12 protein-coding genes are annotated in these 13,937 nt (G+C 67.0%); 6 read left to right on the top strand and 6 right to left on the bottom strand.

What is annotated here, in order from left to right; genetic code table 11:
• Positions 1–10: 10 nt before the first annotated feature.
• Positions 11–1,723: an acyl-CoA dehydrogenase gene (locus AAFM92_11740; protein MEL7301047.1), complete on the bottom strand. Its 1,713-nt coding sequence runs from the start codon at positions 1,721–1,723 to the stop codon at positions 11–13.
• Positions 1,724–1,809: 86 nt separating this feature from the next.
• On the opposite strand from AAFM92_11740, the gene AAFM92_11745 reads away from it, so the two are divergent.
• Positions 1,810–2,739, top strand: coding sequence for an L-threonylcarbamoyladenylate synthase (locus AAFM92_11745; GenBank protein ID MEL7301048.1), 930 nt, complete (start codon positions 1,810–1,812; stop codon positions 2,737–2,739).
• Here the strand turns inward: AAFM92_11745 and AAFM92_11750 are convergent.
• Entirely contained in the window at positions 2,736–3,335 is a 600-nt protein-coding gene (locus tag AAFM92_11750; protein ID MEL7301049.1) for a YqgE/AlgH family protein, read from the bottom strand. The genes AAFM92_11745 and AAFM92_11750 overlap by 4 nt on opposite strands.
• A 98-nt stretch (positions 3,336–3,433) precedes the next feature.
• Between AAFM92_11750 and AAFM92_11755 the strand changes: the two genes are divergently transcribed.
• Positions 3,434–4,249, top strand: a complete 816-nt coding sequence (locus tag AAFM92_11755) for a protein-disulfide reductase DsbD domain-containing protein (GenBank protein MEL7301050.1) — start codon at positions 3,434–3,436, stop codon at positions 4,247–4,249.
• Here the strand turns inward: AAFM92_11755 and AAFM92_11760 are convergent.
• From AAFM92_11760 to AAFM92_11775, 4 genes are all read right to left on the bottom strand, one after another.
• Positions 4,246–7,620: an efflux RND transporter permease subunit gene (locus AAFM92_11760; GenBank protein ID MEL7301051.1), complete on the bottom strand. Its 3,375-nt coding sequence runs from the start codon at positions 7,618–7,620 to the stop codon at positions 4,246–4,248. The two genes, AAFM92_11755 and AAFM92_11760, sit on opposite strands and share 4 nt — an antisense overlap.
• A 3-nt stretch (positions 7,621–7,623) precedes the next feature.
• Positions 7,624–9,087 carry an HlyD family efflux transporter periplasmic adaptor subunit gene (locus AAFM92_11765; protein MEL7301052.1) on the bottom strand — a complete coding sequence of 488 codons (1,464 nt, stop codon included), beginning with the start codon at positions 9,085–9,087 and terminating at the stop codon, positions 7,624–7,626.
• A 99-nt stretch (positions 9,088–9,186) separates the two neighbouring features.
• On the bottom strand, positions 9,187–9,729 hold the full coding sequence (gene moaB, locus AAFM92_11770) for a molybdenum cofactor biosynthesis protein B (GenBank protein MEL7301053.1): 543 nt from the start codon (positions 9,727–9,729) through the stop codon (positions 9,187–9,189).
• Entirely contained in the window at positions 9,726–10,481 is a 756-nt protein-coding gene (locus AAFM92_11775; GenBank protein MEL7301054.1) for a uracil-DNA glycosylase, read from the bottom strand. The genes moaB and AAFM92_11775 overlap by 4 nt, the downstream gene beginning before the upstream one ends.
• A 97-nt stretch (positions 10,482–10,578) precedes the next feature.
• Between AAFM92_11775 and AAFM92_11780 the strand changes: the two genes are divergently transcribed.
• The 4 genes from AAFM92_11780 to plsY are packed head-to-tail and all read left to right on the top strand — an operon-like array spanning position 10,579 to position 13,937.
• Positions 10,579–11,517: an aspartate carbamoyltransferase catalytic subunit gene (locus AAFM92_11780; protein ID MEL7301055.1), complete on the top strand. Its 939-nt coding sequence runs from the start codon at positions 10,579–10,581 to the stop codon at positions 11,515–11,517.
• Positions 11,514–12,044: a hypothetical protein gene (locus AAFM92_11785; GenBank protein ID MEL7301056.1), complete on the top strand. Its 531-nt coding sequence runs from the start codon at positions 11,514–11,516 to the stop codon at positions 12,042–12,044. The genes AAFM92_11780 and AAFM92_11785 overlap by 4 nt, the downstream gene beginning before the upstream one ends.
• Before the next feature lie 2 nt (positions 12,045–12,046).
• Entirely contained in the window at positions 12,047–13,336 is a 1,290-nt protein-coding gene (pyrC, locus tag AAFM92_11790) for a dihydroorotase (protein ID MEL7301057.1), read from the top strand.
• On the top strand, positions 13,329–13,937 hold the full coding sequence (gene plsY / locus AAFM92_11795; GenBank protein MEL7301058.1) for a glycerol-3-phosphate 1-O-acyltransferase PlsY: 609 nt from the start codon (positions 13,329–13,331) through the stop codon (positions 13,935–13,937). The genes pyrC and plsY overlap by 8 nt, the downstream gene beginning before the upstream one ends.

Genomic DNA, 13,937 nt, shown 5'->3' on the forward strand with positions numbered 1-13,937 from the left:
CCGGCAAGCGTCACGCGGCGAGCTCGTCTGCGGTCAGCGCATAGATCCCCTCGGCACCGGCTTTGGCATGGACGAAATGGCCCAGATGCTGCGGCAGGAGACGCTCGATATAAAAGCGCGCCATCTTCACGCGGGTCTCGTCTCCGGCCATCGCGGCCTTCAAGTGGAAATGCGCGCCGAGCACGCGGGCAAAGCCCAGCATGTACGGCACGGCGCCCGCAAAGCGATCGTTCAGATCGCCTTGCGCCACGAGCCAGTCCGTCGTCTCCGACAACGTCTCGCAGGCGTGCCACACGGCCTTGGCAAGCTCCGGGAAGCGGGCCTTGGCCTCTTCCGCGTGGCTCTCGATCTCCTCGAAGAGCGCGCTCGCGGCCTCGCCGCCATCCATCATCTTGCGGGCCACGAGGTCCATGGCCTGGATGCCGTTGGTGCCCTCGTAGATCGTCGTGATGCGCACGTCGCGGCTGTACTGCGCGGCGCCTGTCTCTTCGACGAAGCCCATGCCACCATGGATCTGCACGCCCTGCTCGGCCACATCGATGCCCACCTCGGAGCCGAAGGACTTCGCGATGGGCGTGAGCAGCGCGGCGCGTGCCTTCCAGGCCTTGTCGCCCGTCGCGGTGGCCATGTCGATGGCTTGCGCGCAGGCCACGCCAATGCATCGTGCGGCGAAGATATCGGCCTTCATGGATGTCAGCATGCGGCGCACGTCGGCGTGATCGACGATGGTGCCGCGTCCACCTTGGAGCATGCTTTTGCCCTGCGTGCGGTCCATGGCGTAGGCCAGCGCGTGCTGGTAGGCGCCCTCGGCCACGCCAATGCCCTGCATCCCGACACCGAGGCGGGCATTGTTCATCATGGTGAACATGCAGGCCATGCCGTTGTGCTCCTCGCCCACGAGCCAGCCGCGCGCGCCGTCGAACTCCATGACGCAGGTCGGCGAGCCATGGATGCCGAGCTTGTGCTCGAGGCTCACGACGCGCAGCGAGTTACGCTCACCAGGCGTGCCATCCTCGTTGGGGATGAACTTAGGCACCATGAAGAGCGTGATGCCCTTGGGCCCTGGCACACCGTCCGGCAGCCGCGCGAGCACGAGATGGCAGGTGTTCTCGACGAAATCGCTGTCACCCCAGGTGATGTAGATCTTCTGCCCGGTGATCTTGTAGGAGCCATCTCCCTGCGGCTCGGCCTTCGTGCGCAGGGCGCCCACGTCGGAGCCCGCCTGCGGCTCGGTCAGGTTCATGGTGCCGGACCACTGCCCGCTCACCAGCTTCTCGAGGTAGATGTCCTTGAGCTGATCGGAGGCGTGATGCTCGAGCGCCTCGATCTGACCCTGGGAGAGGAGCGGCAGGAGATGCAGCGAAATGCAGGCGCCGGACATCATGTCGTTCCAGGCTGACGCAACACCCATCGGGAGCCCCATGCCACCATGCTCGGGCTGCGCAGCCATGCCGACCCAGCCGCCGTCTTTGATTGCATCATAGCCCGCGGCAAAGCCCGGGGGCGTCCGAACTACGCCATTCTCGAGCTTGGCCGGGTGCACGTCGCCGTGCCGCTGGAGCGGCGCGATGATCTCATCGCACATCTTGCCGGCTTCGGTCAGCACGGCGTCGAGCAGGTCGGGCTGCGCTTCGGAGAAGCGCTCCGTCGCGGCCACCGGCGCCATGGGGACCACGGCATCGAAAATGAACTGATAATCGGAAACAGGAGAGCGGTAGGGCATCTCTTCCTCGCGGCTTGTGCGGATTTCACATTGGTTGACCCGCACGTTATATGCGGCGGCGAGCGAGGCAATGGAAACGCGGCGTCATGACCCAAGAGCCAGAGAGTGGGACCCGGCGCCTCCACGACGTGGCACCCGCAGCGGCGTTGCTTCGCGCCGGAGAGCTCGTCGCCTTCCCCACGGAGACAGTCTATGGCCTCGGTGCCGACGCGCTCAATCCGGCCGCTGTGGCTCGTATCTTCGAGGCGAAGGGCCGCCCGCGCTTCAACCCGCTCATCGTCCATGTCCCATCGCTCGCGGCTGCGCGTTCGCTCGCGGAGCTGCCCGATTGGGCAGAGGCACTGGCCGCTGCGTTCTGGCCCGGGGCACTCACACTCGTGGTGCCGCATCGCGGCTCCGTGCCCGATCTCGTCACCGCGGGCATGGCCACCGTCGGGCTGCGCGTGCCTGCCCATCCCCTTGCCCTTGCGCTTCTGGAAGTCACGGGCCCTCTTGCCGCGCCATCGGCCAATCCATCGGGCCGAGTGAGCCCGACAACGGCGGACCATGTCCTCTCCGGGCTCGACGGGCGCATCGCCGCCGTCCTCGACGGTGGCCCCACGGAGGTGGGCCTGGAAAGCACGATCATCGGAGGGCCGGAGCCCACGCTTCTGCGCCCGGGCGGCATCCCCGCAGAGGCCATCGAGGCCGCGCTCGGCGTGCCGCTTCTGGCCCATGCGCCTGCCGCGAACGCCCCCACCGCACCGGGACAGCTTGCCTCGCACTACGCCCCGTCCGGGGCCGTGCGGCTCGACGCACTCACTGCGCTCGCGGGCGAAGTGCATCTCGGCTTCGGTCCGGTTTCGGGGGATGTGTCCTTGAGCGAGACGGGCGATCTGCGTGAAGCGGCGGCACGGCTCTTCGCGCTGCTTCGGGAGCTCGACACGGGCGCGCCCATCGCCGTGGCACCGATCCCGGAAACCGGGCTTGGCGTCGCGATCAATGACAGGCTGCGGCGCGCGGCGGCCCCGCGCTAGGCCCGCCCGCCCTCGGCCGAAAGCAGAAGCGGATCGATCCCGAGGCTCTTCAGAGCCCCCACCCATTTGCCGCCGTGATCCTCGCCGAAGACGAAATCCGCCGTGGCCGGGCAGGTGAGCCATCCGTTGGCCGCGATCTCACCCTCGATCTGACCGGGCCCCCACCCCGCATAGCCCAGCGCAAGCACCGAGGCTTCGGGCCCCTCGCCCCGCGCGATATCCTCGAGGATGTCGAGCGTGGCGGTCATGCCCACCGTCCCGTCGACCTGCAGGGTACTCTCGTTGGCGACGTAGTCGGGAGAATGAAGCACGAAGCCGCGACCGTGTTCCACAGGTCCCCCGAAGAGGACGCGGATGTCGCGGCTTTTGTCGGTACCGGTGATCTCGAGCTGCTCGAGGAGGTCCGCGAAGCGCACATCCTCGGCGGGTTTGTTCACGATGAGGCCCATCGCGCCCTCGTCGGAATGCGCGCACATGAAGATGACGGCGCGGTCAAAGCGCGGATCACTCATGCCCGGCATGGCGATGAGAAGCTGGCCTGTGAGGTCGGTCGGGGCGCTCTGCTCGGTCACCCGTAATACATGCGCGCTCAACATCGGTGCTGCAAGGGCGACACGATCACAGGACGGCGGGAATGCGCGTGGTCCCGCTTTTGTGACTCGTGTCAGCGGTGAATGCTGCCTATTTCGGCTGCATGTCTGCTGCCCGCACCCTCTTTTGCACCGCGTCGATCTGCGCGCTCCTCGCGAGCCCCCTTCCCGCTCAAGGCCTGTTCGACGGTGATATCATCACGGCCGAGGTGCTACCGGGCTGGCGCGAAGAGGGCATGGGCCACATGGCCGCGATTCGGCTGACCTTGGAACAAGGCTGGAAAACATATTGGCGCGCGCCCGGTGATGCCGGGATCCCGCCCATCTTCGAATTCGGCAGTTCCGAGAATCTTGCCTCCCTGCGCCCGCACTGGCCGGTGCCGGAGATCTTCGATCAGGGAGGCATGCGCTCCATCGGCTACGAGCGTGAGGTCATCATCCCCCTCTACCTGACGCGGCGGGACGCCGATGCGCCCATCCGCGTGAGCGGCACGCTCCATGTGGGCGTTTGCGAGGAAGTCTGCGTTCCCGCGCAGCTTCCCATCGATGTGGTCCTGCCTGCACAGGGTGCCGCGGATGCGGAGATCTCTGCCGCCCTCGCCGACCGCCCCATGACGGAGGCCGAGGCGCGCGTGGGCGCCGTCACCTGCGCCGTCACGCCGACAGAGAACGGTCTTTCGCTCACGGTGCGCGCGGAGCTGCCCGCCATCGGAGCCGCGGAAGAGGTGGCCATCGAGACGGCGGACCCGACCGTCTGGGTCGCTGAGCCCAGCGTGACCCGTGCGGACGATGTGCTCACCGCCCAGACGGACCTTGTGCGCTACAATGCAGAGCCCTTCGCCTTCGATCGCTCTGGGCTGCGGATGACCGTCTTCGCTGCGGGCGCCGCGGTGGATATCCGCGGCTGTACCGGCGGCTAGGAGCGCGCGCGGCGCGCGAGCACGGCAAGCCCCGCCAGCGTGTAGGCGGCGATCACCACAACGAGACTACCCAGCACGAAGGCGCCCAGCGCGCCCGCGATACCCGACATCGGCACGAGGGCCGGCACGACGGGATGCATGGCACCGGAAAAGAGCGTCCAGCCAAGTGTCAGCGCAAAAATGCCTGCGATGGCCGCCGTCGCGAGAACTGTCGTCAAGCCAGCCTCCGGCGCGCGACGCCCGGACCGCAAGGCCCGGCGCAGCGCCGTGACCTGCTGACCCACATCCTGCTGCATCGCGAGGATGGCGGGCACCACAAGCAACACGAGGAACATCCCCACGCCCAGCCCGTAGGCCAGCGTGATGACGGTGGGCTTCAGGAATTCCGCCTGGCTCGAGCCCTCGTAAAGGAGGGGCGTGAGGCCCAGAACGGTGGTCAAGGTGGTGAGAAGCACGGGCCGCAGCCGGTCGCAGGCACCGTCGACGATGGCTGGGAAAAGCCCTCGGTCCTCAGCGTACTCGTCGATGGTCGTCACCAGCACGATCGAGTCGTTGATGATGATCCCGACCATCCCCAATAGCCCCACGACCGAGAACATCGAAAGCGGCACGTCCCAGACATAGTGGCCCCAAATCGTCCCGATGAGGCCGAAGGGTATGATGAACATCACCACTAGCGGCCGCGTCCAACTCGAGAAAATCCACGCGAGCGTCAGGAAAATTCCCGTCAACACGAGCACGAGGCCCGTCCGCGCGTCGTTCAGGAAGTTGCGTTCCTGTTCGGCGAGGCCGGTTAGCTCGAAGGTCACGTTGTGGCGCTCGGCCACGCGCGGAAGGATGTCATCGGCGAGAAGACCCTGGATCTCCGTGGCGCGCGCGGGATCGTCCTCGCTCAGCTCGCCCGAGACGGTAATGCGCTGGATGCCGTTCTCACGCCGCACAGTGGAGAAGCCGATCCGGCGATCCACACTCACGATATCGGCGAGCGGGACATAGTCGCCCATCGCAGTGCGCAGCTGCGTCCGCTCTAGGAAATCGGCCGTGAGTTCGCCCTCCGGCAGCTCCACGCGGATGGTGGCAGAACGTGGCCCGTCGGGGAAACTGGCGGCTTCGATCCCGCTTAGCCGGTCCCGCAGCACACGGCCCAGATCATCGATCTGGAAGCCGAGGAAATTGCCCTGCGCGGTGAGCTCGAGGATGAGCTCTTCCTTGTCATAGGCGAGGTTATCCTCGACGGCGGACACTTCCGGGAATTGCGCCAGCTCCGTCTGAAGCATGAGTGACGCAGCTTTCAGCGTCTCCGCGTCCGCGCCCTGGAAGTTCACTTCGAGCGACGCACCGCCGGGCCCTGACCCCCAGGACCGGAAGGAGATCGTCTCCACCAGCGGGTGCCTGCGTACGCGGTCCTGGAACTCGCCCACGAAGGCAAAGGATGAATAGGGGCGCAGGTCGGCATCGATGAGCTCGATGGCCAGCGACCCGAGCTGATCTGCGTCCTTCGTCTCCGAGCCTGCGATGGCGCGGCCGGAATTGCCGCCGATCTCGGCGAGGGCGTAGGCGATGGGGTTGTTGCCGTAGCGCTCCTCGTATTCCGCGCCGAGCTCCTCGGCCGCGCGCTGCATCTCCCGCATCATGGCGAGGCTGTCCTCCCGCGTGGCGCCGGGAGCCATGGCGAAGTTGCCCGTGACGCTCCCCTGCTCGGGCGCGTTGAAGAAGCGCCACTGCACGTCGCCGCGCATGAAGAGCGAGATCTGCGAGGCGAGCACGACGAAGGCCATGGCCACGACCGGATAGCGCGCCCAGATCACGAGGCGCATGAGCGGGCGGAAGCCATTCTCGCGTACCCATTCAAAGCCGCGGTTCACCTGCCGCGAGGGCCAATCGTACCAATGCTGCTTGTCGGCGTGTTTGAGGGCATGGCCCATGTGATTGGGCAGGATGAGGAAGCACTCGATGAGCGAGGCGATCAGCACGACGACGACCGTGAACGGGATCGCGGCGATGAGATCGCCGAAGCGGCCCCCGATGGCCACGAGGCCAAAGAAGGCGATGATCGTCGTAATGGTGGCGGAGAAGACCGGCAGGAACATGCGCCGCGCGGCATTTGCGGCGGCCTCTTGCGGTGCCTCTCCGAGCTTTCGGCGCCGATAGTCCGCGTGCTCGCCCACCACGATCGCATCGTCCACGACGATGCCCAGCGTGATGATGAGCGCGAAGAGCGAGATCATGTTGATCGTGAGGCCCGAGGCGTACATGAGCGCGATGGCCGCGGACATCGCCACCGGGATACCCGCTGCCACCCAGAACGCCACGCGCGCATTCAGGAAGAGGAAGAGAAGCCCGACGACGAGCGCGAGGCCCATGAGGCCGTTGTCCACGAGGATGTTGAGGCGGCCCGTGATCGCTTCGGCACGGGTGCGGATGAGGTCGATCCGGGTGCCCTCGGGCAGCGTGGCCTGCTGCTCGGCAGCCACGCGCTCCACCGCGCGCTGCATTTCGATGGCATCACCCTGTTCGGAGCGATCCACGCGGATCGAAATGGCCGGGTTCTCGCCGACAAAGTAGCTGCGATCGCGGTCCACGCCCTCGACGATGACGGTGGCCACGTCACCCACGCGCAATTGCGAGCCATCCGCGTTTGAGCGCAGCACGATCGCCTCGATCTCGTCGGCGCTGCGCGCTTCCTGACCGGTGCGCACGCGGGCCGCCGATGAGATGTCACCGGAGGGATCGGCCGTCGCTTCCGCCGCGATCGCCTGGGCGATGTCGCGCATGGAAAGGTCGTTGCGGATGAGCGAAAGCGAGGTGACCTCGACGACCGTGGAGGGCGCGGCGACGCCGCGGATGGTGGTCCGCGTGACACCCTCGGCATAAAGGCGGACCACGAATTCATCGGCAAACCGGCCTAACTGGTCGACGGAGACAGGTCCCGTGATGACGACATCGGTCACCCGGTCGCGCCATTGCCCGCGTCGGACCGACGGGTCATCTGCCCCGTCGGGCAGATCACCAGCTACTGCGTCCACCGCGAGCTGCACATCGTCAGCGGCGCGGGCCATGTCCCAATTCGGCTCGAATTCGAGCTCCACGTAGCCCTGCCCCTCGCGGGAGGTGCCTTCCGTCCCGGTCACACCCTCGACGCTCAGGAGCGCGGGCTCGAGCACCTGGACGATGCCGCGATCCACATCCTCCGCGCCCGCACCATCCCAGCGGACGGAGACGGTCACGTCGTCGATGACGACGTCGGGAAAAAACTGCGCGCGCATCTGCGGGAAAGAGACGACCCCCGCAAAGAGCATGATGACCAGAAGAAGGTTCGCCGCCGTGCCGTGCCGCACGAAATAATTGAAGACGCCCGCGCCCTTGAGCATGCCCTAGCCTCCCATCCGGCCTTCGAGGCGCTCGACCATCTCGGCGGGGACGGAGGGCTCGCGAAGTTGCGCGATCACCCGCTCCTTTGCGCCTGCGGGCATGCGCTGATTGCCTTCGACAAAGGCGATGAGCCGTGCGCGGCGCTCCTCGTCGAGCTCCACCATGGCCGGGCCTGCAGCGAGCTGCTCCTCGATGGCCTCCGGCGTCAGCGGGTTTACCCGGATGCCTGCGCCCAGAAGCGGTGAGCGCTCCGCCACGATCTGCCGGCCAGCGATGGGAAATGCGCGCACCAGCACGTCGTCGCCCTGCCGCCGCACGAGCTCCACAGGTGCTTCGGCGAGGCGATTCTCTTCGTCGAGGACGAGCACCGTGCTCGATGCCGAGAGCGCGGAGGACGGGAGCCGGGACACGCCAGGCACCGGGGGCTCGCTGATCGAGACGCTGACAAAATCGCCCGGACGGAACCCCGGCGCCGTGTCGAGCGAGACGAATAGAAGACGTCCCGTTTGCCCCTCGCCCACCGAGGCGCTCACCCGGGAGACCGTGCCCTGAGCCAGGATATCCGCGCCAAAGACATCGAGCGCCACGGTGACATCGGCCTGCCGGATCAGCCCGCCCTCGTCCAGAAGCCGCGTGTATTGCTCGGTGGAGACGCGCACGGCCACCTCGAGCTCGGTGTCATCGACGAGTGTTGCCACCCGCTCGTTCTGACCCACCACGCCGCCCTCGACGATCGTCACGTCAGACAGGACACCGGAGAAGGCCGCCGTGATCGTTGCGTTTTCGAGCGCGCGCTCCGCCTCGCCGGCGTTGATCTTAGCTCGTTCGATGCGCGCGGTCGTCGTCGTCACCCGCTGCTCCGCGGCCTGCACCGCGCCGCGCCGCGAAAGGACGGATTGCCGTGCTGCGTTTACCGTCAGCTCCGCCGCCTCCACAGCGGCGTCCGTTCCGACGCCACGATCCACGAGGTCCCGCTGCCGCGCCAGCGCGCGGTCCTGAAGGATGACCATGTCCTCTGCGGCCGCCAGCTCGTCTCGCGACAGGACCAGCGCCCGCTCGGCTTCCGCGAGCTCGGCGCGCGCCTCGTTGAGCTCTGCCCGGGCCAGCGCCAGATCGCTCTCCGCGTTGGCAGGGTCCACCTGAAGGAGGACATCCCCCGCCGAGACGCGCCCGCCATCCACGAACGCGTCTGACAGCATCACAACCGCCCCCGACACCTCGGGGCGCAAATCGAGCGTCCTGCGCGAGCGCACTTCGCCGAAGGCCTCGAGCACCGGCTCGACGGTCTGCGGGTCGATCGTCACCACGTTGACGGCAAAGACGCGCTCTCGGGCTGGGAAGCTGCGCCCGCTGTCTTCGGCCATGGCGCGCGCGGCATCTCGGAGTTCGCCGACGCCCACGGCCAAAAGGCCCGCGGTGAGCGCGAGGAGAAAAAGGCCGGAAAGGCTTCGAAAAAGAAAACGCATGGCTCGAATATCCGTCTGGCTTTGGCGCAGGACATAGGTAGGTCGCAATGCCGCAGATGCAAAAGCTGCCGCACCTGAAGCCTGATACGCGTCGGGCGGTTATTTCCGTCGCAAGTGTTCGTCGAGCCGAGGCAAAATCTCGACGAAGTTGCAGGGCCGGTGGCGGAAATCGAGCTGTTTGACGAGGATTTCGTCCCACGCGTCCTTGCAGGCCCCGGGCGAGCCCGGCAGTGCGAAGAGATAGGTGCCTCCCGCGACCCCCGCGGTGGCGCGGGATTGCACGGCGGATGTCCCGATCTTTTGCATCGAGACGATGGTGAAGATCGTCCCGAAGGCGTCGATCTCCTTCTCATAGACATCACGGTGGGCCTCGACCGTCACATCGCGCCCGGTCAGCCCAGTGCCCCCGGTGGATATCACGATGTCAATCTCGGGGTCCGCGATCCACGCCCTCAGTCGCTCGGAGATGGCTGTGCGATCGTCCTCGACGATCCGGCGTGCCGCGAGCGCATGCCCCGCTTCCGTGAGCCGGCCCACCAGCACGTCGCCGGAGCGGTCATCTTCCGCGCTGCGCGTGTCGCTCACGGTGAGCACCGCTATCCGGCAAGGCAGGAAGGCCCGGTCCTCGTCGATGCGGCTCATGGGTTCATCCGCGCCTGAAGGTTCAACATGTCCTCCCAGGCCTGCCGTTTCGCGTGCGGCTGCCGAAGGAGATAGGCCGGATGCAGCATGGGGAGCACGGGCAGGCCCTCCGCCTCGTGCCACTGGCCCCGCAGACGCGTGATGCCCTTCTTCTTCAGAAGCGCCTGGCAGGAATGATTGCCCATCGCGATGAGCAGCCGGGGCTGCGCAAGGGCGATGTGGCGCTTCACGAAGGGCAGCATCATGGCCACTTCCTCTGCCTTCGGATCCCTGTTCTGCGGGGGGCGCCACGGCAGGACATTCGTGATGTAGACGTTCTCCGCCCGGCTCATGCCCACGGCCGCGAGCATCTTGTCGAGGAGCTGCCCCGCGCGGCCAACGAAGGGCTTGCCTTCGCGGTCCTCATCGCGGCCGGGCGCCTCGCCCAGGATCATCACCGGCGCGCCGGCGGTCCCATCCGCGAAGACGAAATTGCGTGCGCCGAGCTTTAGCTCACAATGCGTGTAACCCGCCTGCACCGCGGCGAGCGCTTCGAGCGTGGGAGCCGACGCGGCGAGCGCCTCGGCCTCTGCCACGGGATCGGCAGCTTGCAGTGCCGCCATGTCCGGCGCAGCCGCGGCTGCAGGTTTGGCCTTGGGCTCTTCGACCGCCTCATAACGGTTGATCGGCACGTCGCCGATGGCCTCGGTCACGCCGCACTCCACCTGCCACGCGAGCTCCGCCGCTGCCTTGTGCCAATCCGCTGCATCCATGGGCCGGACCTAGCACCGAAGCGCCACCGCAGGAAGGTGCGCAATGGATGTCCCACGGCCCTTGCCCAGCCAGCGCGCCGCGCCTAAACCACGCGCGATGCGTCACTTGCTTGGGATAGAGCCTCTGAGCCCCGCCGAGATCACGGCGATCCTCGATCTATCCGACCGCTACGTCGCGCTGAACCGTTCGGGCCACAAGCACACGGACGTGCTCGCGGGCCTGACACAGATCAACATGTTCTTCGAGAACTCCACGCGCACGCAGGCCTCCTTCGAGCTTGCGGGCAAGCGGCTCGGCGCGGATGTGATGTCGATGGCGATGCAGGCCTCGTCGATCAAGAAGGGCGAGACGCTGATCGACACGGCGCTCACGCTCAATGCCATGCACCCCGATCTCCTCGTAGTGCGGCACCCCCATTCGGGCGCGGTGGACCTGCTGGCCCAGAAGGTGAACTGCGCCGTCCTCAACGCCGGGGACGGGCGGCACGAGCATCCGACGCAGGCGCTTCTGGATGCTTTGACCATCCGGCGTAGGCTTGGACGGATCGACGGGCTGAAGGTCGCGATCTGCGGGGATATCGCCCATAGCCGCGTCGCGCGATCCAATGTTCAGCTGCTAACGAAGATGGGCAACGAGGTACGCCTGATCGGGCCGCCCACGCTCGTGCCCTCGGGTGCGAACGATTGGGGTGTCGAGGTCCATGGCAACATGGCCGAGGGCCTCGCGGACGTGGATGTCGTCATGATGCTACGGCTCCAGCGGGAGCGCATGGACGGTGGCTCTATCCCTTCCGAGCGGGAGTATTATCACCGCTTCGGACTCAACGCCGAAAAGCTCTCCCATGCGCAGCCGGAGGCTATCGTCATGCATCCCGGCCCCATGAACCGCGGCGTGGAGATCGACGGCGAACTCGCAGATGACATCAACCGCTCCGTGATCCAGGAGCAGGTCGAGATGGGCGTGGCCGTCCGCATGGCGGCCATGGATCTCCTCATGCAGAGCGCGCGCGCCGCGGCCGGGGAGGTGATGGTATGACGCTGTCCATCCCGGCGGGCGAGCGCGGGCGCATCCGCGTCTACGCGCTCTCGATGACAGACAAGGAAGGTCGGTCCCTCGCCGCGGAGCCCGCAGCGCGCGCCGCGATCCTCGGCGCGGAGACCCTCGATCCAGACTACGTGGATGTCTTTCCCGTCAAGAATCTCGAGGGCCTCGGGCTCGTGGGCTACCTCGTCGAAGGCCACGGCGCCGTGGCCGCGGAGGTCGAGCGGGACAAGCAGAAACTGGGCGCGCTGAGCGGGCATGTCCTCGTGGCGATGTCCAAGGCTTTCGGGGAAGGCGGGATGCAGCTCGAACCGGACCCGCGGCTCACGCTGATCGGGGTCTATGGGCAGGAGGGCGTCGATTACACCCCCGTGCCGGTGACCAGCGATGCGGCCGATCCCTCCGCGGAAGCCCCCGCCAAAAAGCCGATGTCCGACGCGCGCATCTCCGGGATGGTGGCGACCGCCGTGCTGATTTTTCTCGCAGCCTTCGTCACGATTTTTATTCTTCTGGCCGGATAGCCATGGACACGCTCTTCAAGAACGCGCGGATCATCGACCCGGAGGCAGGCACGGATCGCCTCGGCTCGCTGCGCGTGCGCGCGGGCACAGTGGCGGAGCTGACCTATGACGCGGCACCCGATGACGCCAACGCCCAGGTGCTGAATTGCGGCGGGCTCTGCCTCGCGCCGGGGCTCATCGATATCGGCGTGAAGATTTGTGAACCGGGGGAGCGTCACAAGGAAAGCTTCGGTTCCGCGGGACACGCGGCGGCACGCGGCGGCGTGACGACCATCGTCACGCGCCCGGACACCGCGCCCGCCATCGACACGCCTGAAGCGATCGAATTCCAGGTGCGTCGCGCCGCCGAAGCTGCACCAGTCCGCATGGCGCCGATGGCAGCCCTCACGAAGGGCCGCGCGGGCCGGGAGATGACCGAGATCGGGTTTCTTCAGGATGCAGGTGCCGTGGCCTTCACAGATTGCGACCGCGTGGTGGAAGACACGAAGGTCTTCTCTCGCGCGCTGACCTATGCCCGTTCGCTCGGCGCGCTTGTCATGGCCCATGTGCAAGACCCCGGCCTCAGCAAGGGCGCCGCCGCGACCTCCGGCACGCGAGCCTCGCGCATGGGGCTGCCGGCCGTGAGCGCCATGGCCGAGCGCATGGCCCTCGATCGCGACGTCGCGCTTCTCGAGATGACCGGCGCGGCCTACCACGCGGACCAGATCACGACCGCGCGCGCCCTGCCAGCCCTCGAACGGGCCAAGAGGAACGGGCTCGACATCACCGCGGGCACATCGATCCATCACCTCACACTCACCGAGGCCGAGATTGCCGACTACCGGACCTTCTTCAAGGTGAAGCCACCGCTTCGCAGCGAGGAGGACCGCGCGGCGGTGGTCGAGGCCCTCGCCTCCGGCCTGATCGACACCGTGGGCTCCATGCATACGCCGCAGGACGAAGAATCGAAGCGCTTGCCCTTCGAGGAAGCCGCGTCCGGCGCGGTGGGGCTGGAGACGTTCCTGCCTGCCATGCTGGGCCTCGTGGCCGATGGAAGCCTGACGCTGCCACAGCTTTTTCGCGCGGGGAGCCTGAACCCTGCAAAGCGGCTGGGGCTGGGCGGCGGCAACCTTATGCGCGGGGCGCCCGCCGATCTCATCCTCTTCGATCCGGAGGGGCGGCTGACGCTCGACCGCTGGGCCCTCGCCTCGAAATCCAAGAACACGCCCTTCGACGGCGCGGAAATGACCGGGCAGGTCGTCAGCACCTGGGTCGGGGGCAAATGCGTGCATGGCAGCCTGGCCGATGCCTGAGCTGACCACTGCCCTGCCCCTTCTCGCCGCCATCGCGATGGCGGGCTATCTCTTTGGCGCGATCCCCTTCGGCCTAGTCTTCGCGCGGCTCTTCGGGCTGGGCGATATCCGGCAGATCGGCTCGGGCAATATCGGCGCGACCAACGTCCTGCGGACCGGTAACAAGCTCGCCGCCGCCCTCACGCTGGTCTGTGATGCGGGCAAGGCCGGCTTCGCCGTCCTTCTCGCCCGCGCGCTCGCGGCAGAGGACGCCGCGCAGCTCGCCGGGCTCGCGGCCTTCTTCGGGCATTGCTTCCCGATCTGGCTTCAGTTCAAGGGTGGAAAGGGGGTGGCTACCTTTATCGGGCTCATGCTGGCGCTGCACTGGCCCGCGGGCCTCGCCGTCTGCGCGACATGGCTCATCGTCGCCGCGATCTTCCGCTATTCCTCGCTCTCGGCCCTCGTCGCGGCGGTGCTCTCGCCGATTCTCATGGCGAGCACTGGATACGGCAGCGGCATCGCGCTCGGCATCGCCCTCGCGCTTCTGATCCTCTGGCGGCACGCGGAAAACATCGCGCGGCTGCGAGCAGGCACAGAGTCGAAAATCGGTCAGAAGGGCTGA

The organism is Pseudomonadota bacterium, from assembly GCA_038533575.1.
In the GTDB taxonomy this organism is placed as follows: Bacteria; Pseudomonadota; Alphaproteobacteria; order Rhodobacterales; family Rhodobacteraceae; genus Shimia_B.

Bases quoted from the DNA above. Each gene is read 5' to 3' on its own strand.
- AAFM92_11740 (MEL7301047.1), bottom strand. From the start codon at position 1,723: ATGCCCTACCGCTCTCCTGTTTCCGATTATCAGTTCATTTTCGATGCC.
- AAFM92_11745 (MEL7301048.1), top strand. From the start codon at position 1,810: ATGACCCAAGAGCCAGAGAGTGGGACCCGGCGCCTCCACGACGTGGCA.
- AAFM92_11750 (MEL7301049.1), bottom strand. From the start codon at position 3,335: ATGTTGAGCGCGCATGTATTACGGGTGACCGAGCAGAGCGCCCCGACC.
- AAFM92_11755 (MEL7301050.1), top strand. From the start codon at position 3,434: ATGTCTGCTGCCCGCACCCTCTTTTGCACCGCGTCGATCTGCGCGCTC.
- AAFM92_11760 (MEL7301051.1), bottom strand. From the start codon at position 7,620: ATGCTCAAGGGCGCGGGCGTCTTCAATTATTTCGTGCGGCACGGCACG.
- AAFM92_11765 (MEL7301052.1), bottom strand. From the start codon at position 9,087: ATGCGTTTTCTTTTTCGAAGCCTTTCCGGCCTTTTTCTCCTCGCGCTC.
- moaB (MEL7301053.1), bottom strand. From the start codon at position 9,729: ATGAGCCGCATCGACGAGGACCGGGCCTTCCTGCCTTGCCGGATAGCG.
- AAFM92_11775 (MEL7301054.1), bottom strand. From the start codon at position 10,481: ATGGATGCAGCGGATTGGCACAAGGCAGCGGCGGAGCTCGCGTGGCAG.
- AAFM92_11780 (MEL7301055.1), top strand. From the start codon at position 10,579: ATGCGTCACTTGCTTGGGATAGAGCCTCTGAGCCCCGCCGAGATCACG.
- AAFM92_11785 (MEL7301056.1), top strand. From the start codon at position 11,514: ATGACGCTGTCCATCCCGGCGGGCGAGCGCGGGCGCATCCGCGTCTAC.
- pyrC (MEL7301057.1), top strand. From the start codon at position 12,047: ATGGACACGCTCTTCAAGAACGCGCGGATCATCGACCCGGAGGCAGGC.
- plsY (MEL7301058.1), top strand. From the start codon at position 13,329: ATGCCTGAGCTGACCACTGCCCTGCCCCTTCTCGCCGCCATCGCGATG.